Source organism: Aquabacterium sp. (assembly GCF_030652515.1).
Taxonomy (GTDB): domain Bacteria; phylum Pseudomonadota; class Gammaproteobacteria; order Burkholderiales; family Burkholderiaceae_C; genus Aquabacterium.
This window is the reverse complement of sequence record NZ_JAUSAR010000107.1, coordinates 47,332-70,286: the sequence shown is the minus strand read 5'-3', so window position 1 is coordinate 70,286 and position 22,955 is coordinate 47,332. Positions and strand designations below refer to the sequence as shown.

At 63.5% G+C, this 22,955-nt stretch carries 27 protein-coding genes; 20 read left to right on the top strand and 7 right to left on the bottom strand.

Going from position 1 to position 22,955, the window contains the following annotated elements:
- Nucleotides 1–1,634: acyl-CoA dehydrogenase family protein (locus tag Q7V20_RS12915; RefSeq protein ID WP_304791593.1), on the bottom strand; the 1,634-nt coding region annotated here is incomplete at its 3' end.
- Nucleotides 1,635–1,925: 291 nt separating this feature from the next.
- On the opposite strand from Q7V20_RS12915, the gene Q7V20_RS12910 reads away from it, so the two are divergent.
- On the top strand, nucleotides 1,926–2,639 hold the full coding sequence (locus tag Q7V20_RS12910; RefSeq protein WP_304791590.1) for a hypothetical protein: 714 nt from the start codon (nucleotides 1,926–1,928) through the stop codon (nucleotides 2,637–2,639).
- 12 nt (nucleotides 2,640–2,651) lie between these two features.
- Here Q7V20_RS12910 and Q7V20_RS12905 read toward each other — a convergent pair whose 3' ends face one another.
- Nucleotides 2,652–3,476, bottom strand: coding sequence for a hypothetical protein (locus Q7V20_RS12905; protein WP_304791587.1), 825 nt, complete (start codon nucleotides 3,474–3,476; stop codon nucleotides 2,652–2,654).
- A 138-nt stretch (nucleotides 3,477–3,614) separates the two neighbouring features.
- On the opposite strand from Q7V20_RS12905, the gene Q7V20_RS12900 reads away from it, so the two are divergent.
- The 6 genes from Q7V20_RS12900 to Q7V20_RS12875 all read left to right on the top strand — a co-directional run bounded on the left by Q7V20_RS12900 (nucleotide 3,615) and on the right by Q7V20_RS12875 (nucleotide 7,609).
- On the top strand, nucleotides 3,615–4,001 hold the full coding sequence (locus Q7V20_RS12900; RefSeq protein WP_304791584.1) for an OsmC family protein: 387 nt from the start codon (nucleotides 3,615–3,617) through the stop codon (nucleotides 3,999–4,001).
- Nucleotides 4,002–4,104: 103 nt separating this feature from the next.
- Nucleotides 4,105–4,659, top strand: a complete 555-nt coding sequence (locus Q7V20_RS12895; protein ID WP_304791581.1) for a carboxymuconolactone decarboxylase family protein — start codon at nucleotides 4,105–4,107, stop codon at nucleotides 4,657–4,659.
- The gene (locus tag Q7V20_RS12890) at nucleotides 4,640–5,506 is read left to right on the top strand and encodes an AraC family transcriptional regulator (protein ID WP_304791578.1); all 867 of its coding nucleotides are present in this window, start codon (nucleotides 4,640–4,642) and stop codon (nucleotides 5,504–5,506) included. Before Q7V20_RS12895 ends, Q7V20_RS12890 begins: the two co-directional genes overlap by 20 nt.
- A gap of 122 nt (nucleotides 5,507–5,628) precedes the next feature.
- The gene (locus tag Q7V20_RS12885; protein WP_304791575.1) at nucleotides 5,629–5,925 is read left to right on the top strand and encodes a hypothetical protein; all 297 of its coding nucleotides are present in this window, start codon (nucleotides 5,629–5,631) and stop codon (nucleotides 5,923–5,925) included.
- Between the two features lie 8 nt (nucleotides 5,926–5,933).
- Nucleotides 5,934–6,788, top strand: coding sequence for a DUF692 domain-containing protein (locus Q7V20_RS12880; RefSeq protein ID WP_304791572.1), 855 nt, complete (start codon nucleotides 5,934–5,936; stop codon nucleotides 6,786–6,788).
- Nucleotides 6,788–7,609: a DUF2063 domain-containing protein gene (locus tag Q7V20_RS12875; RefSeq protein WP_304791569.1), complete on the top strand. Its 822-nt coding sequence runs from the start codon at nucleotides 6,788–6,790 to the stop codon at nucleotides 7,607–7,609. The genes Q7V20_RS12880 and Q7V20_RS12875 overlap by 1 nt, the downstream gene beginning before the upstream one ends.
- A gap of 11 nt (nucleotides 7,610–7,620) precedes the next feature.
- Here the strand turns inward: Q7V20_RS12875 and Q7V20_RS12870 are convergent, their stop codons facing one another.
- The 3 genes from Q7V20_RS12870 to Q7V20_RS12860 are packed head-to-tail and all read right to left on the bottom strand — an operon-like array spanning nucleotide 7,621 to nucleotide 9,542.
- Nucleotides 7,621–8,424, bottom strand: a complete 804-nt coding sequence (locus Q7V20_RS12870) for a sulfite exporter TauE/SafE family protein (RefSeq protein WP_304791566.1) — start codon at nucleotides 8,422–8,424, stop codon at nucleotides 7,621–7,623.
- A 12-nt stretch (nucleotides 8,425–8,436) separates the two neighbouring features.
- Nucleotides 8,437–9,333, bottom strand: coding sequence for an MBL fold metallo-hydrolase (locus Q7V20_RS12865; RefSeq protein ID WP_304791563.1), 897 nt, complete (start codon nucleotides 9,331–9,333; stop codon nucleotides 8,437–8,439).
- Between the two features lie 14 nt (nucleotides 9,334–9,347).
- Nucleotides 9,348–9,542 (bottom strand): DUF2892 domain-containing protein, encoded by a 195-nt coding sequence (locus tag Q7V20_RS12860; protein WP_304791561.1) that lies wholly within the window; start codon nucleotides 9,540–9,542, stop codon nucleotides 9,348–9,350.
- Between the two features lie 258 nt (nucleotides 9,543–9,800).
- Between Q7V20_RS12860 and Q7V20_RS12855 the strand changes: the two genes are divergently transcribed.
- The 7 genes from Q7V20_RS12855 (at nucleotide 9,801) to Q7V20_RS12825 (ending at nucleotide 15,480) form a co-directional block, all read left to right on the top strand.
- Nucleotides 9,801–11,156 carry a sigma-54-dependent Fis family transcriptional regulator gene (locus Q7V20_RS12855; protein ID WP_304791606.1) on the top strand — a complete coding sequence of 452 codons (1,356 nt, stop codon included), beginning with the start codon at nucleotides 9,801–9,803 and terminating at the stop codon, nucleotides 11,154–11,156.
- Between the two features lie 192 nt (nucleotides 11,157–11,348).
- Entirely contained in the window at nucleotides 11,349–11,525 is a 177-nt protein-coding gene (gene cydP / locus Q7V20_RS12850; protein ID WP_304791558.1) for a cytochrome oxidase putative small subunit CydP, read from the top strand.
- Nucleotides 11,522–13,096: a cytochrome ubiquinol oxidase subunit I gene (locus tag Q7V20_RS12845; RefSeq protein WP_304791555.1), complete on the top strand. Its 1,575-nt coding sequence runs from the start codon at nucleotides 11,522–11,524 to the stop codon at nucleotides 13,094–13,096. The genes cydP and Q7V20_RS12845 overlap by 4 nt, the downstream gene beginning before the upstream one ends.
- A gap of 9 nt (nucleotides 13,097–13,105) precedes the next feature.
- A complete protein-coding gene (cydB, locus tag Q7V20_RS12840; protein ID WP_304791553.1) occupies nucleotides 13,106–14,248 on the top strand; it encodes a cytochrome d ubiquinol oxidase subunit II in 1,143 nt (380 codons plus the stop codon).
- Nucleotides 14,249–14,260: 12 nt separating this feature from the next.
- Nucleotides 14,261–14,395, top strand: coding sequence for a cytochrome bd-I oxidase subunit CydX (gene cydX / locus Q7V20_RS12835; protein WP_304791550.1), 135 nt, complete (start codon nucleotides 14,261–14,263; stop codon nucleotides 14,393–14,395).
- Complete coding sequence (locus Q7V20_RS12830; protein WP_304791547.1) at nucleotides 14,392–14,679, top strand: cyd operon YbgE family protein; 288 nt, start codon at nucleotides 14,392–14,394, stop codon at nucleotides 14,677–14,679. Before cydX ends, Q7V20_RS12830 begins: the two co-directional genes overlap by 4 nt.
- Before the next feature lie 102 nt (nucleotides 14,680–14,781).
- On the top strand, nucleotides 14,782–15,480 hold the full coding sequence (locus Q7V20_RS12825; RefSeq protein WP_304791545.1) for a TetR/AcrR family transcriptional regulator: 699 nt from the start codon (nucleotides 14,782–14,784) through the stop codon (nucleotides 15,478–15,480).
- 23 nt (nucleotides 15,481–15,503) lie between these two features.
- Here the strand turns inward: Q7V20_RS12825 and Q7V20_RS12820 are convergent, their stop codons facing one another.
- Complete coding sequence (locus tag Q7V20_RS12820) at nucleotides 15,504–15,968, bottom strand: hypothetical protein (RefSeq protein ID WP_304791542.1); 465 nt, start codon at nucleotides 15,966–15,968, stop codon at nucleotides 15,504–15,506.
- 64 nt (nucleotides 15,969–16,032) lie between these two features.
- On the opposite strand from Q7V20_RS12820, the gene Q7V20_RS12815 reads away from it, so the two are divergent.
- Genes Q7V20_RS12815 through Q7V20_RS12805 form a run of 3 tightly spaced genes read left to right on the top strand, consistent with a single transcriptional unit; the run spans nucleotide 16,033 to nucleotide 18,661 of the window.
- The gene (locus tag Q7V20_RS12815; RefSeq protein WP_304791539.1) at nucleotides 16,033–16,857 is read left to right on the top strand and encodes an SDR family oxidoreductase; all 825 of its coding nucleotides are present in this window, start codon (nucleotides 16,033–16,035) and stop codon (nucleotides 16,855–16,857) included.
- Between the two features lie 15 nt (nucleotides 16,858–16,872).
- Nucleotides 16,873–17,805, top strand: a complete 933-nt coding sequence (locus tag Q7V20_RS12810; RefSeq protein WP_304791537.1) for a 3-hydroxyacyl-CoA dehydrogenase NAD-binding domain-containing protein — start codon at nucleotides 16,873–16,875, stop codon at nucleotides 17,803–17,805.
- A 4-nt stretch (nucleotides 17,806–17,809) separates the two neighbouring features.
- Nucleotides 17,810–18,661 (top strand): SDR family oxidoreductase, encoded by an 852-nt coding sequence (locus Q7V20_RS12805; RefSeq protein ID WP_304791534.1) that lies wholly within the window; start codon nucleotides 17,810–17,812, stop codon nucleotides 18,659–18,661.
- Nucleotides 18,662–18,710: 49 nt separating this feature from the next.
- Here the strand turns inward: Q7V20_RS12805 and Q7V20_RS12800 are convergent, their stop codons facing one another.
- The gene (locus Q7V20_RS12800; RefSeq protein ID WP_304791532.1) at nucleotides 18,711–19,637 is read right to left on the bottom strand and encodes an alpha/beta hydrolase; all 927 of its coding nucleotides are present in this window, start codon (nucleotides 19,635–19,637) and stop codon (nucleotides 18,711–18,713) included.
- 111 nt (nucleotides 19,638–19,748) lie between these two features.
- Here Q7V20_RS12800 and Q7V20_RS12795 point away from each other — a divergent pair, with 111 nt between their 5' ends.
- The 3 genes from Q7V20_RS12795 (at nucleotide 19,749) to Q7V20_RS12785 (ending at nucleotide 22,852) form a co-directional block, all read left to right on the top strand.
- Nucleotides 19,749–20,264 (top strand): hypothetical protein, encoded by a 516-nt coding sequence (locus tag Q7V20_RS12795; RefSeq protein WP_304791529.1) that lies wholly within the window; start codon nucleotides 19,749–19,751, stop codon nucleotides 20,262–20,264.
- A gap of 6 nt (nucleotides 20,265–20,270) precedes the next feature.
- The gene (locus Q7V20_RS12790) at nucleotides 20,271–21,896 is read left to right on the top strand and encodes a GMC family oxidoreductase (protein WP_304791526.1); all 1,626 of its coding nucleotides are present in this window, start codon (nucleotides 20,271–20,273) and stop codon (nucleotides 21,894–21,896) included.
- 143 nt (nucleotides 21,897–22,039) lie between these two features.
- Nucleotides 22,040–22,852, top strand: a complete 813-nt coding sequence (locus Q7V20_RS12785) for a DUF2007 domain-containing protein (protein WP_304791524.1) — start codon at nucleotides 22,040–22,042, stop codon at nucleotides 22,850–22,852.
- The last annotated feature ends 103 nt before the right edge of the window (nucleotides 22,853–22,955 follow it).

The following is a 22,955-nucleotide window of genomic DNA, read 5'->3' as shown; positions in this document are numbered from 1 at the left end:
GCCTGTTGCAGCCAGAAGTGCGCCATCATCAGGTAGCCCGAGTACATCAGGAAGTCAACGCTGGCCGAGCTGACCAGGTCGCGGTCCTTGGCGGCGCGCAGCATGATGCGGGTCGTCAGCACGTTCCACTGGATGGCGCGGCAGGTCAGCTGGCGGGCCATCTTGCCCAGGGCGCCACCCGACAGCAGGTTGGGTTTGGCCAGGCTCAGCATGTCGCCGGTGAACTCGCGCACGCACTTGCCCTTGGTGGTCAGCAGCACCTTGCGGCCCAGCAGGTCGAGTGCCTGGATGCCGGTGGTGCCTTCGTACAGCGTGGCGATGCGCGCGTCGCGGGCGATCTGCTCCATGCCGTGTTCCTTGATGTAGCCGTGGCCACCGAACACCTGCATGCCCAGGTTCGCCGCTTCCAGGCCCATCTCGGTCAGGAAGCCCTTCAGGATGGGGGTGTAGAAGCCCAGCTTGTCGTCGAACGCTTCGTACTTGGCCTTGTTGCCTTCCAGCACGCCGTTGACCATGTTGTCGGCCAGCTTGGCAGCGTGGTAAATCATGGCGCGGCCGCCTTCGGCCACGCACTTCTGGATCAGCAGCATGCGGCGCACGTCGGCGTGCCACATCAACGAGTCAGCGGTGTGATCGGCATCCTTCTTGCCGGACAGTGCGCGCATGGAGCGGCGCTCCTTGGCGTAGGGCAGGGCGCCCTGGTACGACAGCTCGGCGTGGGCCACGCCTTGCACGGCGGTGCCGATGCGGGCGGTGTTCATGAAGGTGAACATGGCTTCCAGGCCCTTGTTGGGCTCGGCGATCATGTAGCCCACGGCGCCGTCGAAGTTCAGCACGGCGGTGGCCGAGGCGCGGATCCCCATCTTGTGCTCGATCGAGCCGCAGACCACGGGGTTGCGCTCACCCACCGAGCCATCGGCGTTCACCAGGAACTTGGGCACGATGAACAGCGAGATGCCACGGGTGCCGCGCGGTGCGTCGGGCAGGCGCGCCAGCACGATGTGGATGATGTTGTCCGCCAGGTCGTGTTCGCCGGCCGAGATGAAGATCTTGGTGCCGGTGAGTTTGTAGGTGCCGTCGCCCACGGGCTCGGCCTTGGTCTTCACCTGGCCCAGGTCGGTGCCGCACTGGGGTTCGGTCAGGCACATGGTGCCCGTCCATTCGCCGGAGACCAGCGGTGGCATGTACAGGTCTTTTTGCGGCTCGGTGCCGTACTGCATGATGGTGTTCATGCAGCCCAGGCTCAGGCCGGGGTACATGGTGAACGACCAGTTGGCCGTGCCCATCATTTCTGATTTGATCAGGTTCAGCGACATGGGCAGGCCTTGGCCGCCGTGCTTGGGGTCGTGCGACAGGCCTTGCCAGCCGCCAGCCACGTACTCTTTGTAGGCTTCCTTGAAGCCCTTGGGCGTGGTGACCACGCCGTTGTCGAAGTGGCAGCCTTCCTGGTCGCCTGACAGGTTCAGGGGGGCCAGTACCTCTTCACAGAAGGTGGCCGCACCTTCCAGAATGGCTTCGACCATGTCCGGGGTGGCTTCGCCGCCATTGGACAGGCTGGCGTAGTGGCTGGTGTAGTCGAACACGTCGTTCAACAGGAAGCGCATATCGCGCAAGGGCGCCTTGTACTGCGGCATAGGAAGTCACCTCTTTGAAAGCCGCGTGAACAGCGGCCGGGCCATGGGAGCGATCTGGATTTTCGAACGACCGTGCTTTTCAAACGATCGTTCGAATTAAGGTCGCATTTATACCGCAGAGTGAAGCGTTCGGGGGGATGTTCTGACGGCAAAGGGGCTAATTTGCCCATTTGGGCAGCCATTTCCGCCCCCTGGAAAGGGGGGTGACCCGGAGATACCCTGGTGGGCTTGAATGCCTTGCGTGCAACGATCGCCTCCATCACGCGGATCCGAATCGAGGAAGTGGCAGTCATGTTGGTGATCAAGAAACAGCGCTCAAGAACCGTTTGGGTGGTGGGTGGGGCCGTGGTGTTGGCCATGCTGGGTGGCGCGTACTACGCCAGCCGCACCTACTCGGTCGATGCCCCGCCCACGCCGCCGCACGAGGAGGCTTACGCGAAGATGCTGGACAGTGAACCACCGGCCGCGGCGCCTTCGTCCTCGGGCAGCCACGAGCCGGAGCGCCCGGCCGACATCGACCCCCAGGAATGGCAGCAACTGGTGGACGGCTTGAGCAACCACCCAAAGCGCGACCAGGAGCTCAACCGCCTGGTGGGCTACTTGCGTTTCAAGCGCGACATGGACAAGTGGACCGCCTTGAAAGACCAACCCAATGCGATCGAGCGCGCCCAAGTGGGCCAGCGCATCCTGGATGCCTTGCCGGTGCGTTTTGCCAACCAGGAGGTGACCGCGCCTGAAGCCTTGATGCTGCAGGCCGCGATCTACGCCGACATGATCCCCGACGAGGCGCAGCGCAAGCCCATGGAAGAGGCCGCGCGCCAGGCCCTGTTGCGCGCGTTGGAGCATGACGCGGCCATGGACGCCAAGCTCAGGTCGGAGGACGCTCAGACTGCCGAGTACAAGCAGCGGGAAAAGGCCATCATGAAACGCTTCCAGGATCAGCTCATCGACCAGGGGCAGATGGAGAAGGAGCTGGACGCGGCTAGAGTGGCGGCTTACAAGTGAGGCGCCCTTCGCTCAGCGGCCTGTACGGCGCGCGCGGCGGCTGAAAGCCAGAAGGGGCAACAGGCCGACGAGCATCAGCGCTTGGGTGGATGCTTCGGGCACCGAGGATGCGAATGTGCCTGAGGCGCTGGCACTGCCCCAGTTCACCGTCTTGCCGACGGTGTAGATGGTGCCTGGCGTTTCCTTGTCCAAAGGCACGCCCGACCAGGCATACAGGCCATTGAGCACGATGTCCGCGCCTTCGTCCGTCAACCTCAGGCCACCGATGGTGCTGCCGCTGGCGTGGCCATCGACGATCAGGCCTTGCGTGCCGTCGGTGATCGGCGCGATGCCTTTGAACACCGTGATCCGGCCGAAACTGTCCACCAGGTGGATGCCATCGGCTGTGCCGGTATAGCTTGTGATGTCGGCATGAATGGACGCGTCGCTCAGGTCGAAGGTGATGTTCCTAAGCGCGACCAGATTGATCAGCACGGGCAGATCGTAGTTGTAGTCCCCGTATTCATCTTCCTGCGGGCGCACTGCGTAGAGGGACAGCTGCGAATTTCCCGCGTTGAAAGATACCTTGCCAGTGGTGTCGGAAATGGTCGCGCTGTTGAAGCTCAGCGTGGCGGACTTGGTGGGGATGCTGTACTGGGCCGTGTTGAGCGGCAGGGGGTTTCCATCCGGGAGCAGGAAATTGGTTCTGATGCCCAGCAAGGACTGCATGCGGAAATCAGCACTTTGGAAATCCAGGGTGCCCGTACCTGACACGAAAGTCTCGGGAGGGGCCGCAGTTGCTGCGCCCATCCAGACGCAGGCGGTCAGCGCCAATGTGAATTTGAAGATGGTTTTCATGGGGCTCCCTTGGTCAGTCGAAAGTCTAGCGGTAACTTGCTCATGCGCCTTCCCCTTGCATGCAGGGTGGCGGTGCGATTCGCGCATATCCTTGTTCGGGTTCACATCACCTTGTTTGACTGAAAGGGAAGCAGCACCATGGCACACGGCATTGCCCGCATTGGGCGTGATCAGTACCGCACGCAGATCGAAGTTGGAGGCCATGCCTTGGTTTCCGATGAACCTCAGGCTTTGGGCGGCGCCAACGCGGGGCCCGCGCCTTACGACCTGTTGCTTGCCAGCCTGGGCGCCTGCACAGCCATCACGCTGCGCATGTACGCCGACCGCAAGGCTTGGCCTTTGGCGAGCGTGGAGGTGGGGCTGCATTTCTCGCGCGGCGACGATGGCGCGTCGAAGATCGACCGCACGCTCACCATCACCGGCCTGGACGATGAACAGCAGGCCCGGTTGCTCGACATTGCCGAGCGCACGCCGGTCACCCTGACACTCAAGGGCGGGGTGACCATCCACACGACCCTGGGGTGATTGGGTTGATGGACGAATGGGCATGAATCCTGTACGAAATGAACCCTTGGATTCATGAAGCTTCGGGACACTGAGGGCTCCATTCAACACCCAAGGAATCACCATGTCCCGCATCACTCTTCTCCAAACCCCGCAAGCACCCGCCGCCAGCCAGGCCCTCCTCGGCCAGATCCAGCAGGCCTTTGGCGCCACGCCCAACATGTTCAAGGCCGTGGCCAATTCGCCCGTCGCGCTGCAAAGCATGTGGTCGGCCTTTGGCGCCTTGAGCAAGGGCAGCCTGGGGGCCACTTTGGGCGAGCAGCTTGCCGTGGCCATCGCCAACCGCAACCACTGCGAATACTGCCTGGCGGCCCACACGGCGCTGGGCCAGAAAGCCGGTGCATCAGCGCAGCAGATGGCCGACGCGCAGATCGGCCAGTCTGCCGATCCCCGCACGGCCGCCGCTTTGCGCTTTGCGCTCAAGGTCGTCAGCGAACGTGGCCAAATCACCGATGGCGATGTGGCCAGCTTGCACGAAGTGGGCTTTGGCGATGAGCAAGTGGTGGAGATCCTGGCCCATGTGGCCTTGAACCTGTTCACCAACTACGTCAACGTGGCCTTGAGCGTGCCCGTGGACTTCCCCAAGGTGGCCCTCAAGCATGGCGACTCAGCCCATTGATCGACTCTCCTCGCTGCTCGAACGCTTCAGCGTTCGGGCACACCTGTTCCACACCGGGCCTTTGTGCGGCGTGACCACTTACGCCGCCAAACCCGGGCGTGGCTTTCTGCACGTGCTGCGGCAGGGCGAGATGGTGGTCACGCACCGAGCCAGCACGGGCTTGCGCAAGCGCATCCACGTGTGCGAGCCCAGCCTGCTGTTCTACCCCAGGCCGCTGGCGCACCAGTTCCACAATGCCCCAGACGACGGTGCCGACTTCGCCTGTGCCACGCTTGATTTCGAGGGCGGCCACACGCACCCGTTGGTGCGGGCCTTGCCGCCGCTCGTGCTCTTGCCTTTGAGCCACGTGGAGGGGCTGGCGCCTGCGCTGGCATTGCTGTTCGCAGAAACCGACCGCGTTCAATGTGGCCAACGGCTGCTGGCCGATCGCCTGTTCGAAGTCGTTCTGCTGCAGATGCTGCGCTGGCTGCTGGACCACCCCGAGGATGGTGGCGTGCCGGTGGGCATGCTGACGGGGCTGGCCGATCCGCCCTTGTCACGAGCCTTGGTCGCCATGCACGATCATCCCGGCCAACCCTGGAGCCTGGACACGCTGGCGCAAGAGGCCGGCATGTCACGCACCGCTTTCGCGGCCCGGTTCAAAAGCGTGGTGGGCGCCACCCCGGGCGACTACCTGGCCAACTGGCGCATGAGTTTGACCCAGACCGGGTTGCGGCAAGGCAAGGCGGTCAAGTTGCTGGCTTCGGAGTTGGGGTATGCCAATGCGTCGGCCCTGTCGCGGGTGTTTGCTCAAAGGATGGGGGTGTCGCCACGGCAGTGGCTGGCGCAGTCTTGCGAAGAGCGCTGATTTTTTTGCAGGGGGGTGTAAGAACTGGCGGGTGGCCCCGACTACCTCCTTGTCCAGAACGTCAAACAGCGTTCGGGCCTTGTTCCACAAACCCATTTTTTTGACGCCATCGGAGAATCAACATGACCCAACGCACCACCTCTTCCGCCGCCCTGGCCGCCGCTGCCGCCCTGATCGCCATGTCGGGCGCCGCCTTCGCTGCTGAAGCACCTGCCGGCAGCATGGGCGCGGCCGTGGCTGCCAGCGACAAAGTGCATTGCTACGGCGTGCACTCCTGCAAGGGCAACAGCGATTGCAAGACCACTGAAAGCGCCTGCAAGGGCCAGAACGCTTGCAAGGGCCACGGCTTCAAGGCCATGGACGCCAAGGCCTGCCTGAGCAAGGGCGGCACCATTGGCGACCTGGGCGCCGCCAAGTAAGCCAACGCATGAGCACGAGGCCTGCCGTGCTGACGCGGCCCTCGCCCGGTTTCGGGCTGGGGCTGCGCACCGTGCACTACCCCGACTTCCTGGCCGAGCCGCAAAAAGTGGATTGGCTGGAGATCATTTCCGAGAACTACATGGTGCCCGGCGGCAAGCCGTTGCGCATGCTTGATGCCCTGCGCGAGCGCTACCCCATGGCCATGCACGGCGTCTCGCTGTCCATCGGCTCGGTCGCCGGCGCAGACCCGGCTTACTTGAAGAAGCTGGCCGCCTTGGTGCGACGTGTCGACCCCCTGTGGGTGTCAGACCACCTGTGCTGGACCGGTGTGCATGGCCGCCAGTTGCACGACCTCATGCCCTTGCCCTACACCGACGAAGCGCTCGCGCTGGTGGTGCGCAATGTGCGCCAGGTGCAAGACGTGCTGGGCCGACGCCTGGTGCTGGAGAACGTCTCCAGCTATGTTCAATTTCAAAGCTCGCACATGACGGAGTGGGACTTCATCGCCCGCCTGTGCGAAGAGGCCGATTGCCTGCTGCTGCTCGATGTGAACAACATCCATGTCAGCAGCGTGAACCATGGTTTTGATGCCCTGGACTTCATCCACCACATCCCCGTGGGCCGCGTGCAGCAGATCCATTTGGCGGGCCACACCGACCATGGCGACCACATCATCGACACGCACGACCACCCCGTGGCCGATGCGGTGTGGGCCCTGTACGCCCAGGCCTGCGAGCGCTATGGTGCCGTGGCCACGATGATCGAGCGCGATGACCACATCCCGCCTTTGCCCGAGCTGATCGCCGAGCTGGACCAGGCGCGCAGCGTGGCCGCCTCGGTGCTGGAAAGGCGGGCCGCGTGATGACGATGCCGTTTGACTCTAAGTCGTCTTCGCTGGAGGCCTTGCAATCACGCCTGCAAGGCCATGTGCTGGTGGGCGATGCGGCCGCCGTGGCCGATGTGGTCAGCGTGGTGCCGGGCAGCGCCGCGCAGCGTCTGGGCATTTACCACCACGCCTACCGGGCGCGCTTGCAAGAAACCTTGCGCGACAGCTTTGGCCACACCGTGCTGTACCTGGGGGATGAATGGTTCGATGCCTTGTCGGCCGAGTTCATTGAAACGCACCCGTCCGAGTCGGCCAACCTGCGTTGGTATGGCGGCGCCTACCCCGATTGGCTGGCGCAGCGATTGAGCGATGCGGGCAGCGCCTTGGGTGATCACCCGGAGGTGGCAGAGATCGCGCGCCTGGACTGGACCATGCGCGCAGCTTTTGATGGGCTGGATGCGCCGGTGTTGGCCCTGGCCGACGTGGCCGCATTGGCGCCCGAGGACTGGGCCACGGTCGTGTTCAAACCGCACCCCACGCTGGCCTTGATCAACCTGCGGTGCAACACGCTGAGCTTGTGGCACGCGCTGGACCAGGATCTTGACGTCCCGCCGGTTGAGGCTTTGCCATCGCCGATCGATGTGGTGGTGTGGCGCTTTGAAGAGCGGCCGCATTTCAGGAGCGTGTTGCCGAGCGAGGCGGCGGCTTTGCGGGCGTTGATGCAGGGGCAGTCGTTCGCAGAGACGTGTGCATGCTTGGCGGAATTGTTGCCCGCGCACGAGAACGCGGCAGCCGTGGCGGGTGGCCACCTGCGCCGCTGGATCGATGAGGGCTTGTTGGCAGGCTGGCAGGATTAGCCTGGCAATCGCTAGATGACGATCCAGCCCAATCCTCTGGCGAGAAGCAGCATCGCAACGGCCCCGCTGGTCACCGCAAATCCTTGTTGCAAACGGGCTCCGGCCAAACGGGAGGCCAGCTGCCGCCCGGCGAGCAGGGCGGCCATCGCCCCAAAGGTAAATGGCAGGGCGATGCGCCACGCGATGGCGCCTTGCCAGGCCGCGGCAGCCACCCCGCCGATGGACACGAGCGCGATGACGGCCAGAGAGGTGGCAAAGATGCTTCGCACAGGCAGGTCGGTATGGCGGCTCAGAGACGGCACGATGACGAAGCCGCCACCGACGCCCAGGAGGCCGCTCAGCAAGCCTGACACCACCCCGGTGCCCGCCAAGGCCCAGGCACATGGCGCGGTCCACAGGATGCGACCCATGCTGGGGTTCACCACGCAAGGTATCTTCGCTTCCCTGGCCTCAAGCGGTGCGCTGGTGCCGTTGCGCCATGCAACCCACCCCAGCACGACGGAGAACGCCACCATCAAGGGCTGATTGGGAATGAGCCGCGCAAGTTGCACGCCCACGGGCGCGAGCAACATGCCGGTGATGCCGATCAGCGCTGCAGCACGGTAGCGGACGATGCCTTCGCGCAGGCCCAATGCCGCCCCCAATCCAGAGGCCGCTCCGACAGCGATCAGGCCGACCGGTGCTGCCTGCATGATCGTCAGGTGCAAGCCAAAAACGAGCAATGGCACCGCGAGGATGCCGCCACCTGCGCCAGCGAGCGCGAGGATCAGCCCGACGACGGCACCCAGACCTAGCCCCATCAAACTCATCTCCATGCTGGGGTCCCGTCAGAGGGTGTTCAGCGGGATCTTGATGTAGCGCGTACCGTTCGCCTCAGGCTCTGGCAAATGCCCCGCACGCATGTTCACCTGCACGGAGGGCAGGATCAGCGTGGGCATGGCCAGGGTCGCATCGCGCGTGTTGCGCATCACGACGAACTCTTCTTCGCTGATGCCGTTTCGCACGTGGATGTTCTTCGCGCGCTCATCGCCCACCGTGCTGATGTACTGAACTTCGCGACCACCCGGCTGATAGTCATGGCACATGTACAACGTGGTTTCGGTTGGCAGGCTCAGAACCTTGTTGATGGAGCGGTACAGCGTGCGGGCATCGCCACCGGGGAAGTCGCATCGAGCGGTGCCGTAGTCCGGCATGAACAGCGTGTCGCCGACGAATGCGGCCATGGTCTGGTGGGCGCCTTCACCGTCACTCACCACGTAAGTCATGCAGGCCGGGGTGTGGCCGGGGGTGTGGATTGCCCGGACCGGCAGCTGGCCAATGCTGAAGCATTCCCCGTCGCTGAAGAGGTGGTCGAATTGCCGACCATCACGGGCGAATTCGCTGCCCACGTTGAACAATTGACCGAACACGTTCTGCACCGTCTTGACGTGCTCGCCGATGCCCAATTGGCCGCCCAGCTGCTGCTTCAAATAAGGCGCCGCTGAAAGGTGATCGGCATGAACGTGGGTCTCCAGTATCCACGCCACGGTGGCGCCCAGTTCGCGGACACGCGCGATCAGTTTGTCAGCACTTTCATGAGAGGTTCGACCCGACCCCGGGTCGTAGTCGAGGACGCTGTCGATCAGCGCGCATTGCTGGGTCGAGGTGTCGAGGGCGATGTAACTCACGGTCCAAGTGTTTGGATCGAAAAAGCCCTCGACCTGCAAGGCGGTGCGGCTCTTCATCGGCGGCCTCCGCTTCAGCGACGACTGATCGGGCAAGTGCGCAGGCCCAGTACCGAGTACAGCGGGCACACGCCGACCGCGCCAGTGAGCAGCGGGACGATGCCGATGTACCCCCAGAAGCCGATGACATCCGTCGCCGCCATTCCGATCAAGGCCAAGCCTGCGCCGATGCGCAACACACGGTCCAGAGTGCCTTCGTTCTTTTGCATGAGAGTCTCCTTGCTGGTTGGCAGCGTTGTGCTGCTGGTCCAGTCTTATCAAGACCCATGCCAACGCAACCGCTGAGCGGCTTGATTTCCTAACCCCATGATTAATAAGAAGAAATGCAGGCATTCGATGCGCGGCGACTGGGTTGATGACTGCCATCTCTGCGACGTTGGCAGGCGATCTGGCAGCCAGGGGCCAGGTTTGGCAGATGTGGCAGTGAGGGCGCACAATGGCTCAAACTTCCCGGCCACCCCATGTCCATGCCTGTCACCGATCCGGAGGGCCTGCGGTCAGCCCCGCAAGTTCAAGCCCTGATTTCCTTCCTTGAGCACGAGGCCCAGCCGATGATCGTGCTCGACCCGGACTACAACATCCTTGCCGCGAACACGGCCTACAGGCGGCAGTTCAGCACCGTCGACAAGCCCTATATCGGGCACAAGTGCTTTCGCATCTCGCACCACTACGACGTGCCATGCGATCAGGCCGGCGAGCACTGCCCGATGAAGAAGGCCTTCGAGCTCAAGGGGCCCGACCGCGTGCTGCACATCCACCACACCCCTCGGGGCCCCGAGCATGTGGATGTTGAACTGCGGCCCATCCTTGATGGCCGCCGGGAGGTGGTGGCCTACGTCGAGCGTCTGGTGACCGTCCGTCATGCCTCGGCGCGCCCGAGTGCCGAGGGCTTGGTTGGACGCTCCCCCGCCTTCAACGCGGCCCTGGCGGCGGTGCAGCGCGTTGGCCCATCCACGCTGGCGGTGCTGCTGCTTGGCGAGTCGGGCACCGGCAAAGAACTTTTCGCGCGCGCGGTGCATGAGGCGAGCCCGCGATCGGGCGGTCCCTTTGTCGTGGTCGATTGTTCAGGCCTGCCGGAGACCTTGTTCGAGAGCGAACTGTTCGGCCACGAAAAGGGGGCGTTCACCGGGGCCAACACGCGCAAGAAAGGTCTCGTTGAAACGGCCCAGGGCGGCACCTTGTTCCTGGATGAGATCGGTGATGTGCCGCTGTCCATGCAGGTCAAACTGCTGCGCTTGATTGAATCGGGCGCGTTCCGCCGCGTTGGCAGTGTCGAGACCCAGCAGGCCGATTTCCGGCTGGTGGCGGCCACCCACAAGCCCTTGGCCCAGATGGTGGCGGATGGGCGCTTTCGCCAGGATCTCTACTACCGGATCAGCGCGTTTCCGATCCACCTTCCGCCGCTGCGAGACCGGGTGGCCGACATCCCGATGTTGGTGGACTCCTTTCTGCAACGGGGCAGCGATGCAAAGCACCGGATCTCGGTGGAGCCCGCGGCCATGGCCCAACTGCAGCACCACGACTGGCCCGGCAACATCCGCGAGTTGCGCAACGTGCTCGACCGAGCCCGACTCTTTGCCGACGACGGCATCCTCCGATCGGAGCACCTGCCCGAGCAGTTCGGCCAGTCCTTGGCGCCATTGGGTGGGCCAGCGACGACGCACCCAGCCCAGGCGCTGACATCGACCCGCCAGCGTGGCGGCGCCCAAGAGCTTGCACAGCGCCTGGCGGCATTCCAGGGAACCCGGCGCGAACTGGCTGCCCAGCTCGGCTTGAGTGAACGCACCTTGTACCGCCGACTGAAAGCCCTCGGCCTGGCTTGAGCCTCCCGGGCCTGCCAGCTTGGCAGGCGCTGCCATCTGGCACTTGTTGGCTGCCACATTGGCAGTTCTGGCGCAGCGGGTAAAGCCGTCGGTGCGCCCGCTTTACCCGCGGTTTACCTGTGAAAACGCCAAAGCGTTCAAGGCCAGCTTGGCCTGACTTGGCCATGGCACGCTTCTTGGAATGGAGAAGGCATGCCCGCTGCCGAACGCCGCCTGATGCCTCACCTTGTCATTGCCGTGGCCGTGAAGCTGGTGGTATTGGCGGGGCTGTGGTGGGGCTTCGTCCGGGACCGCCATGTCGCTGTCGATCCTGAGCAGGCAGCGGCCCACATCGCCGGCGAACCGTCCAGACCAGGAGCCCGACCTTGATTTCAGAACAACTCGTCGACCTGTCGCGGCTGCAGTTCGCCGCCACCGCGATGTACCACTTCCTCTTCGTGCCTCTGACCCTTGGCATGGTGTGGCTGCTCGTGATCATGGAGAGCGTCTACGTGATGACCGGCAACGTCATCTGGAAAGACATGACGCGCTTCTGGGGCAAGCTCTTCGGCATCAACTTCGCGCTTGGCGTGACCACCGGCATCACCCTTGAGTTTCAGTTCGGAACGAACTGGGCCTATTACTCGCACTACGTGGGCGACATCTTCGGTGCGCCCTTGGCCATCGAGGGCTTGATGGCCTTCTTCCTTGAATCGACGTTCATTGGCCTGTTTTTCTTTGGATGGGACCGCCTGCCGAAGACGCGGCACCTCATGGTCACGCTGCTCATGGCGATCGGCACCAACCTGAGCGCGCTGTGGATCCTGATTGCCAATGGCTGGATGCAGAACCCGGTCGGTGCCGAGTTCAACTACCAGACCATGCGCATGGAGATGACCGACTTCTGGGCCATCGTGTTCAACCCCGATGCACAGGCCAAGTTCGTGCACACGGTCTCCGCCGGCTATGTGACCGGGGCCATGTTCATGCTGTCCATCTCCAGTTGGTACCTGCTCAAGAACCGCGATGTCGAGTTCGCCAAGCGAAGCTTCCGTGTGGCCTCGGCGTTTGGTCTGGCCTCCGTGCTGAGCGTCATCGTGCTGGGCGACGAGTCCGGCTACACGGTCGGCGAGGCGCAGCAGACCAAGATGGCGGCCATCGAAGCCATGTGGGAAACCGAGCCAGCCCCCGCATCGTTCACGGTGGTGGCCTGGCCCAACCAGGCCGAGTTGAAGAACGATTGGGCCGTCCAGGTGCCCTGGGTCATGGGCCTGATCGGAACCCGCTCATTGAGCAAGCAGATCCCGGGCATCAAGGACATCAAGGAGAAAAACCGGGAGCGCATCGTCAACGGCATCGTGGCGGTCACGGCCCTCGAAACCCTGCGCAAGCACCGCGATGATGCCGTTGCCAAGCAGGTGTTCGACATGCACAAGGCCGACCTCGGCTTTGGCTTGCTGTTGAAGAAGTACGTGAACGATGTCCGCCAGGCAACCCCCGAGATGATCGACCAGGCCGTCAATGACACGGTGCCGCGCGTGACGCCCATGTTCTGGTCGTTCCGAATCATGGTTGGGCTTGGCTTCGCGATGCTGGCCTTGTTCGGGCTCTCGTTCTGGAGCACGCTGAAATCCGAGTTCACCCAAAGGCCGTGGCTGCTCAAGTGGGCCTTGTGGATGCTGCCCGCGCCCTGGATCTCATGCGAGCTTGGATGGTTCGTCGCGGAATACGGCAGGCAGCCGTGGACCATTTACGGCGTGCTCCCCACGCACCTCTCGGTCTCGACACTCAGCGTTGGCAGCCTGTACGGATCGCTCGCAGGTTTCGTCGCCTTCTACACCGTGTTGCTGGTGGTCGAGGTCTATCTGATGGTCAAGTTTGCGCGCCAGGGCCCCGGTAGCCTCGGGACGGGGCGCTACCAGACCGAACCGGCCCACACCGCCGCCCATGGGCTGGCTTGAGAGAACAACATGCTCGACTATTCAACCCTCAAACTCATCTGGTGGCTGCTCGTGGGCGTCTTGCTGGTGGGCTTTGCCATCATGGATGGCCACGACATGGGCGTGGGCACCTTGCTTCCCTTCGTTGGCAAGGGCGACGAAGAGAGGCGCGTCGTCATCAACACCGTGGGGCCGCACTGGGACGGCAACCAGGTCTGGTTCATCACGGGTGGCGGCGCCATCTTCGCTGCATGGCCCCTGGTCTACGCCACCGCATTCAGCGGCTTCTACTGGGCCATGCTGGCCGTGCTGTGGGCCTTGTTCTTCCGCCCGGTGGGTTTTGATTACCGCAGCAAGATCCATGATGCGCGCTGGCGCAGCACGTGGGACTGGGGGCTCTTCATCGGTGGCGCCGTGCCGCCCTTGATCTTCGGTGTGGCTTTCGGCAACTTGCTGCAAGGCGTGCCGTTCAGCTTCGACGATTACCTGGTGTCCACGTACACCGGCAGCTTCTGGCAACTGTTGAACCCATTCGCGCTGCTCGCTGGCGTGGTCAGCAGTGCCATGATCACCATGCATGGTGGGATGTACCTGGCGCACCGCACTGAAGGTGACATTCAGCGGCGTGCGGCCAGGGCGGCCGTGGGCGCAGCGCTCGTGATGGTCGTGGCGTTTGTCGCTGCCGGGCTGTGGCTGCGTTTCGGCGGCATCGAAGGCTTCGTCATCACCTCCGCCATCGATCCGGGCGGCTTGGCGGACCCCTTGGCCAAGACCGTGGTCCGCAGTGCGAACGGGTGGTGGGCCAACTATGACCAGCAACCCTTGCTGTGGATCCTGCCCGCGCTGGGCGTGGGCGGGGCACTGCTCGCTGGCATCCTGGTGACCTGGCGCTGGACCCTCACCGCATTTGTGGTTTCCGCATTGGCGATCACTGGCGTCATCGGGACCGCAGGCGCGGCCATGTTTCCCTTCATCATGCCATCGTCGACGATGCCGAACGCCAGCCTCACGGTGTGGGACAGCGTGTCAAGTCCCATGACGCTCGGCCTGATGCTGGGCGCCACCATCGTCTTCATGCCGCTGATCGTGCTGTACACGTCCTGGGCCTACCGCGTGATGCGTGGCAAGGTCACCCTCGCGCATATCCGCGCCAACGAACACAACGCGTACTGAGAAAGCAAAGCCATGTGGTATTTCGCCTGGGTCCTTGGAGTTGGCTTTGCCGTCTTGCTGGCCATCATGAACGCCATGTGGGGCGAGACCGAGGAAGCTCGGGCTCTGTCTGGCGACCACCCCTTGGGCGGGGATTCGCAGCCATGATCGCCGTGGAGCGAACCAGGCGGGCCGCGCCGGGCATCCAGCTGCCCAGTTTGGTGGTGGCCCTGGTGATCATGCTGGGTGGCACAGCCTACCCATTGGTGATGGCCAACTCGTCGGGGAAGGCCGACCACGCCTTGGCCACCTTGCTGTTCTGGTCGATGAGTGCGGGCTTCGTTCGCGGCATGGGCTTCGTGCCCCATTCGATCCCGCTGCGGTGGCTGCTCTCGGGTTGGGCCTGCCTGCTTTCCTTTGGGCTGGCGGTGGTGGTGAAATTGACTCACTGAGCGTCATTGGCCCCAGGGCGCCGGATCCATCATCGGCTTGGCAGGATCGTCGCGACGATAATGCAGGCATGCCACTGCCTTGCTCGATCTGACACCACGGCCATGCTTTCGAACCCCACTTCTGACGACGCCTCCGTGGGAAAGCGCGGAAAAGGCCGCCCCCCTCGCAATGCGGCTGAAACCGAGCGCATCCGCGGTCACATCAAGGATGCGGCAGCCAGGGTCTTCGCCGACCATGGCTCGCACGGCGTGTCGGTTGAGCTGATCACGCAAGCGTGCGACATCTCCCGGCCCACGTTCTACCGCTACTTCAAGAACACCGACGAGGTCCTCGAACTGATCCTTCGGGAAGCCAATGACCGCCTGATCGACATGGTGGTCTCGGCCATTCGTCAAGCCAACGGGCCCATGCAGAAGGTGGAGGCTGGCCTTCTGGCGTGGAGAGCCTGGGGTGAACAGGCCGGCCCTTTGCTGCGCGCCATCTATGCAGAAATGCATGACGCACGGTCTCCTGCCTCGGCTCATCGCCAGCGCGTGCTGGAGGCCATCGGGGTCGAGCTCAATCAGATGGCGATCAGCCTGGAGCGGGCACCGTTCGATCCTCTGCAAGTGGAGTCGTTCGTGATTGGTGTCGAGTACCTGGGCTATCGTTTCCACTTTGGCCCTGAAGCGCCGTCCGATGCGCTGTGGCAGCGGACAAGGCAAGCCATGATCAGGTTGGCAATAGGACTGCTCGGCGGCCCGCTCGAATGGGCGCACGCCATTCAGCTGGCTGAGATTCTTGAGGTGAAGCTGAGCTGAAGTTTGGCGTTGCCCTGGCCAGATCAGACCTTGCCAGGCTTGAGCACGAACGGGAAGACCATGTGCCTGATCAGGGGCCGATCGACAAACGTCATGCCCAGGATGCTGCCATCGCTGGCCCACCGCAGCTCATCGGTGACCCAGCACCACGGAGCCCGTGCCGTGCTCGGATAAAGAAGCACCAGCGTGTCTTGACCATCCACCCGGGAGGGCATTCGCGCCAGCGTCATGGGGAAGAGTTGCTGCCTGCCGCCGCTGCAATCGAACAGGTTGACGGCCCGGTTTTCTCCAAGAAACTGCTTGCCCAGCCATCCACCGAACCCCGTGAAGTCCAAAGTGGGGCCGCTGCTGAGCCGAAACCACCAAGGGCCCGCTGGTTCTCCAGCATAAAAGCCCGCCAATTCATGGGCATCGACCGAACGGCCTGCGCGGAAGACCTCTTTGAGTTGCCCGATGGAGCGGGTTGACAGCGGCGGCGTGTTGCGCATGGTGTGGACCACATTATTTATCGTTACAATATTGTAATCTTAAATAGACTCAAGAGGGCACGTTTTGACTCAGCTTGCTGGTGCGGTGGTCGTGGTCACAGGAGCCTCAGAAGGCATCGGCAGGGCCATTGCCTTGGAAATCGCGCGGCAAGGCGCCATCGTGGTGGTGATGGCGCGCTCCCAGGACAAGCTGGCCATGCTGGTCGATGAGATCAAACGCATGGGCGGCCAGGCCGATTTCGTGGCGGCCGACTTGGGCACACCGCCAGCGGTTCGGGCGGCCATGGCGGAGGCCGTGCGTCGGCATGGCCCGGTCGATGTGCTGGTCAACAACGTGGGGGCGGGCACCTTCAAGCCCTTGCACCTGACCTCTGACGCGGAGTGCGACCTGGCCCTGGCCTTGCCCATGGTGCCTGCCGTGGTGGCCTGCCAGGCCGTCCTGCCGGGCATGCTCCACAAGAAGCGGGGGCACATCGTCAACCTCACCAGCCCGGCTGGGTTGATGCCCATGCCCTACATGGCGCCTTACACCGCTGCTCGCCATGCCATGGTCGCATTGAGCCGGGGCTTGACCGGTGAGTTGGAGGGCACGGGCATTCAGGTGTCGCTGGTGTGCCCGTCACAGGTGGACACCACCTACTTCTTGAACAATGGCGCGGACATGCGTTGGTATCCTCCGATCTCCAAAGTGTTCCCGGTGTTGACGCCCGAGCGGGTGGCCAAGGAAGTGGTCGCCGCCATCCGACATGACAAGCGCGAGGTCGTGTTTCCTTGGCAATTGCGATGGGCCATGCGCCTGTACAGCGTGGCCCCCGCCTCAAGCCAGGTGTTCATGAAAGCCTGCGGCTTGTGGCATCGTGGCCTGGGCCATCCCTCCGGCATGAGCTGATCCATGGAGAAGAACATGAACGTGACTGTGATCGGAGGCGGGCTCATCGGCACGTCCTGGGCGGCGCTGTTTCTGGCGCATGGGCACCGCGTGTGCATCCATGATGTGGCGCCAGACGTGGCCTCGCGCGTGCGCACCGAACTGCGGCGCATCCAGCCCTTCATGCTGCAACTGGGGCATTCACTGGATCCTGAGGGCCCAGGCTTGTCGTTCGAGGCTGATCTGCCTCGGGCGGTGGGCCAGGCGGACGTGGTGCAGGAGTGCGGCCCGGAGCGCCTGACGTTCAAGCAAGCGCTGTGGGCCAATGTGGAGGCGCATTGCAAGCCTGAGGCCTTGCTGCTGTCGTCGAGTTCGGGCATCACGGCGTCCATGCAATCCCGCAAAATGAAATCGCCGCAGCGCATGCTCGTGGGGCACCCCTTCAACCCACCGCACCTGGTCCCGCTGGTGGAGGTGGTGCCAGGCAAGCGCACCAGTGAAGACGCCGTGCGCCGCGCCCGTGAGTTTTATGCCGGGCTGGGCAAGCGGCCCATTGTGCTGCGCAAAGAGATCCCCGGCTTCGTGGCCAACCGCATTCAGGCCGCGATGATTCGGGAAAGCGTGGCCTTGGTCAGGCAGGGGGTGGTGTCCGTGGAGGATCTGGACATCGCGGTGCAGTCTTCACTGGGCTTGAGGTGGGCCACTGGTGGGCCGTTCAAGTCTGCCCACCTGGGGGGCGGGGCGGGCGGCATCCAGGCCTTCTTCCAGCAATTTGCCACCGGCTTGCAGTTGCTGTGGCTCCACATGCGCCTGCGCCCGGTTTTGCTGACGGGGCGCACGAAGCAAGCGCTGATCGCCCAGGTCAAGCAAAGCTACGGTGGCTTGTCCATCGACGAGTTGGCCTCCATCCGGGATCAACAACAGATCGCGCTGCTGCACGCCTTGCAAGCACCCACAGACAAGGAGTGAATCCATGACACCTCAAGCCAATGAAGTGGTGCTGATCACCGGTTGCGGATCGGGCATCGGCAAGGCGCTTGCGCTGGCCTTCCATCGACAAGGGTTCAGCGTCTGTGCGACCGCGCGGCGCATGGACACCATGAAGGACCTGGCACAAGAAGGCATCCTGACCTTGGCCATGGATGTCACGCGCGGCGAAGACATTCAGCGCGTACTGGCCACGTTGAGATCGGCCGGGGCCCACGTTGGCGTCTTGGTGAACAACGCGGGCTATGGCGCCATGGGGCCGTTGCTGGACGTGCCCTCGGAAGAATGGCAACGGCAGTTCGATGTCAATCTGTTTGCACCGATGGCCCTGACCCGCGCTGTGTTGCCCGGCATGATCCAGCACCAACGTGGCGCGGTGGTGAACATCAGCAGCGTGTCGGGCGTGATGACCACGCCTTTCGCGGGCGCCTATTGCGCCAGCAAGGCGGCCCTGAATGCGGCCTCGGATGCACTGCGCATGGAGTTGCGGCCACTGGGCATCGACGTGGTCACGGTTCAACCCGGTGGCATTCGTTCCTCGTTTGGCGACCGCGCGGCCAACCAGGTCAATCTGGCCTTGGAGTCACCCTACCAGGCCGTCCGATCCGGGGTGCTGGCACGGGCGAATGAAAGCCAGGAAGATGCGACATCGGCCGATGTGTTTGCCGATGAACTCGTTCACCAGTTGAAGCGTGAGCGCCCGCCTGCTGTCATCCGGATTGGGAAGAAGAGCACCTTGCTGCCCTTGCTCAAGCAGGTGCTGCCGACCGCGCTGCTGGACCGAATCCTGAGCAAGCGATTTGAGCTGACTCGCCTGGCGCCCGGAAAGGCGCGATGACAAGGCGTGATCGCGACGGCCATCATGGCGTGGTTGGCTTGATGGTCGCTCAAGCGGAAGGGGGAACGGTGCGATGCAGAAATTCGATCTGATCAGCCACAACCCGTTCGAAAGCTTGCCCCACATAGATGTCGAAGTGGCCTTCAGGATAGGTTTTGACGATGCCGCGTGGGGCCTTGCGCACATGCTTCAGCGTTCGGCCTGAGGGCGCAACGGAGTCCTTGTCACACACGCAGAACAGGCTCGGGCAGTTCAGTGCAGCGGCACGTCGGCCCGGGTAGTGCGTCAGGATCTGCAGGCCGAAGCGGGCCGCCACCTCGTTGGGGATGGGCTGGCCTGACGGCATGATGCCCTTGTACCCGGGCTCGGCGTCGGGCGCCGTCATCAACGCGGCCGAGTAAGGCTTGCCGCTGGTCGCCACCATCACCGGAGCGGCGCCGAAGACCGAGCCAAGCACATCAAGGATGGCCAGCACGGACACTTTCGCGCCACTGATGGGGCCGAGCGCCAACGTGGACGCCAAGCCGTCGGTGAAGGGGCATTGCGCCACCACCGCGGCGACCTTGCCATCTTCAGCGCCCGCCGCGATCACGTGGCCGCCGCTGAAGGAGGTGCCCCAAAGGATCACTTTCTGCCCATCCACATCTAGCCGACGCCGCGCGCAGGCGATGGCGGCATGCCAGTCCTGCAATTGTTTCTTGACGTCAAGCAACTGGCGCGGGGTTCCTTCGCTGTCGCCGAAATGCCGGTAGTCAAAGACCAGGCAGGCATAGCCGGCCTGCCTGAACCGTTCGGCGAAGGCGTCCAGCCGCATGGTGCGAACAGCGCCAAGGCCGTGGGCCATCACGATCACCGGCGCTTTGGGCGCATCGGGCAGGTAGAGCCATGCACTGCACTGGCTGTTTCCAGAAGGGAACTGAACGTCGAGTCGGCTCGATGAGTCGGAACGGGTTGATGGCTGCGGTGTGTTGTGCATGGTGTTGTCCAACGCCTAATTATCGTTACAATAGTGTAATCTTAAATAAGGATCAAAGGTGACGTCTTGACTCAGCGTGCCGACCTTGGAAATCGCCGCTCAGGTGGTGGCATGAACCGACGATCATGGCTGCGTGGGGCGCTGGGCACCTCCGGCGTGGTGCTGGCCGGTGGGCTGGGATCGCTGGCCCACATCTGGGTGGTGCGCGGGGTGGATGAAGGTGTGTTGACGGCCCGGGGCCAACAGATCCTTGGGCACATGTCACGCGGGGTGCTGGCGGGTTTTCTGGCCGCGAACGCCTCGCAGCGAGAACATCTTCTGTATGCCGTCAGGCAACGCGTCGAAGCTGGCGCGGCCAAACTCCCGCACTTGGTGAAGCTGCAGTTGGGGGGGTTGCTGGGCGCCGTGGAAAGCCCTCCGTCCAGGTACCTGTTGACAGGGGTGAACCAACCCTGGTCCCGCTTGTCCGACCTGCAAGTCGCTCAAGCGCTTGACCGCATGCGCTTGTCATCTGACCTGCCCACGCTGGTGGCCTACAAGTCCTTGCGCAATCTGGTGTGCCTGCAGGTGTTTTCCGACCCACGCTTGCAGGCCATGACCGCCTACCCTGGCCCGATGGACATCTGACCCCGCATGAGCAAACTACCCGATCCCTTTGCGCAAGGCATGGCCAGTGGCTGGAAAGTCCACGATGCCCGCGCTCTGAACTCAAGCAAGCTCTCATGCGACGTGGCCATCATCGGCTCGGGTGCGGGCGGCGGTGTCACGGCAGAACTGCTGACGCAGGCCGGCTTGAAGGTCCTCATCATCGAGGAAGGCCCACTCAAGACCAGCCAGGATTTTCGTCAGAACGAAGCCGAGGCCTACGCCACCTTGTACCAGGAGGGTGGGGCGCGCCAAACGCTGGATCGCACCATCTCCATCTTGCAGGGGCGCTGCGTGGGAGGCTCCACGGTCGTCAACTACACGACCAGCTTTCGCACACCCGACGACACCCTGGCCCATTGGCGAGATGAGCTGGGGTTGAAGAAGATCACCTCCACCGCTTTGCAGGACAGCTTTGCGGCGATGGAGCAGCGCCTCCAGATCGCGCCCTGGGAGGTGCCGCTCAACCGCAACAACAGCTTGCTGGAAGAGGGGCTCAAGGCGTTGGGTCTGCAGTCCCAACGCATCCAGCGGAACGTCAAAGGCTGCTGGAATCTGGGGTCCTGCGGCATGGGTTGCCCCACCAACGCCAAGCAATCCATGCTGGTGACGACCATCCCGGCTGCTTTGCAAGGCGGCGCGACCCTGCTGCACCATTTGCGCGCAGAGCGTTTCGAGTTGGGCCATGGCCGCGTGCAACAGCTGGTGGCCAGGCCTGTGGCCCCGTCAGGTGACCCGGTTGGATCGCCCATCACCATCCAGGCGCGCCACTATGTGTTGGCGGCGGGCGGCATCAATTCGCCTGCGCTGCTGCTGCGTTCAGACGCCCCTGACGCTGCGGGCCTGATCGGGCGCAGAACCTTCCTTCATCCGGTGGCGTTCTCCGCCGCACGTTTCGACGAGAAGGTGGCGGCGTGGGCCGGCGCCCCTCAAACGGTGTATTGCGATGACTTCATTCGCCGCTCCAGATTGAACCCGGGCATCGGCTTCAAGATTGAGGCCATACCGATTCACCCTGGTCTGGCATCGATCCTGTTCGGTGGTGTGGGGCATGAGTTGATGCAACGCTTTGAGGGCTATGCTGGAACGCAAATGCTCCATGCCTTGCTGCGCGATGGTTTCGAGCCCGCGTCACAGGGCGGCCGCGTTCACCTCAACCTGGATGGCTCGGCATTGCTGCACTATCCGCTCGATGAGCATGTGACATCGGGCTTCAAGCGTGCCTGGAAGGCCATGGCCGAGGTTCAGTTTGCATCGGGTGCGCGTGAGGTGCTGCCCCTGCATGAACAGGCCAAGCCTTACCGGAACCCGGCTGAAGCGGCGCAAGCCATCCAGCAGTTCAGCAAAGTGCCCCACCACCAGGGTGCTGGCTCAGCCCACGTCATGGGTGGCTGCCCGATGGGTTCATCGCCAGACCAAGGTGTGGTTGACCAAGGTGGGCGCCATTGGGCGCTGGACAACCTCTCCATCCACGACGGATCGGTCCTGCCCACCAGCATTGGCGCCAATCCTCAATTGAGCATCTATGCCCTGGCGCATCGGTTTTCCTTGGAACTGGCCCAGCATCTGACGCACATCAAGGCACCACCAACCCGCTCCGAAACTCCTGCTTGAACCTGGGCAGCGCCTCGCATGTTCCCCTCGCTTCTGGGCTTGGCGGCGCGTTATGCTGACCGGCAAGCCCGGCCACGTCGGGCAGGAGCGATGCCCCACCTGCACTGGCGGGCATTGATGGTGCCAGCATTGAAAGATCGCCCATGAAGACCGTGTACAACGCCGCCAATGTGCTGGAGGCTCAGATGCTGCTGGACGTGCTCCGGCAAGAGGGCATCACGGCCCACCTCCGTGGCGCGTACCTCCAAGGTGCCATGGGCGAGTTGCCAGCCGCCGGCCTTGTGCGGCTGGAGGTGGCGGAAGAAGATCACCTGCGCGCCCGGGAGGCGATTGACCGCTGGGAAGCCGCCAGCCCCGTGCCCGACACGCCGGTTGGCGCCACGGCGGATGGCCGCGGCGGCCGCTCGCGTTGGGCGCTGCCTGCCTTGGGCGGCTTGGCCCTGGGCGTGGCGCTGTCCTTGGCCTTCATGCGCGCGCCCGCCTCCACTGAAGGCCGGGACAACAACGGCGACGGCGTGCTGGATGAACGCTGGCGTTTCTCGGCTTCGGGCCGACACCTGTCGACCGAGGTGGATCACAACTTCGACCAGCGGATCGATTCGATCAGCACCTTCGATGGCCATGGTCAGCTTGTTCGCTCAGATTTGGACGAGGACTTTGATGGGGTCAAGGAGACGCGCATCCACTACAAGCGCAACAACCCCGAGTTGGCCGAGGTGGATCTGGATGGCGATGGCGTGACCGATGTGCGAACGCTGTACCGCGATGGCGTGGCGCACACGGTGGAGTACGTTGACCCTATCACGCAGAAAGTGGCTCGGCTTGAGCATTTGCGCTTGGGCTCGGTCGTCAGCGCCGACATGGACACCGATGGGGATGGCCGGTTGGACACGACTGAGGGTTACTCGCGTGTTGGTGCGGTGACATCGCGCGTGCCGATGGCGGGGGCCAAGTGATTGGTGGTTTGCCATATCGGGTCGAGCTGGTGCGCGTGCTCTCAAGGCCGCCATCATGATGGGCAAGTTTGCATGGTGTGCAGCTTCACCACTGGGGCTGAGC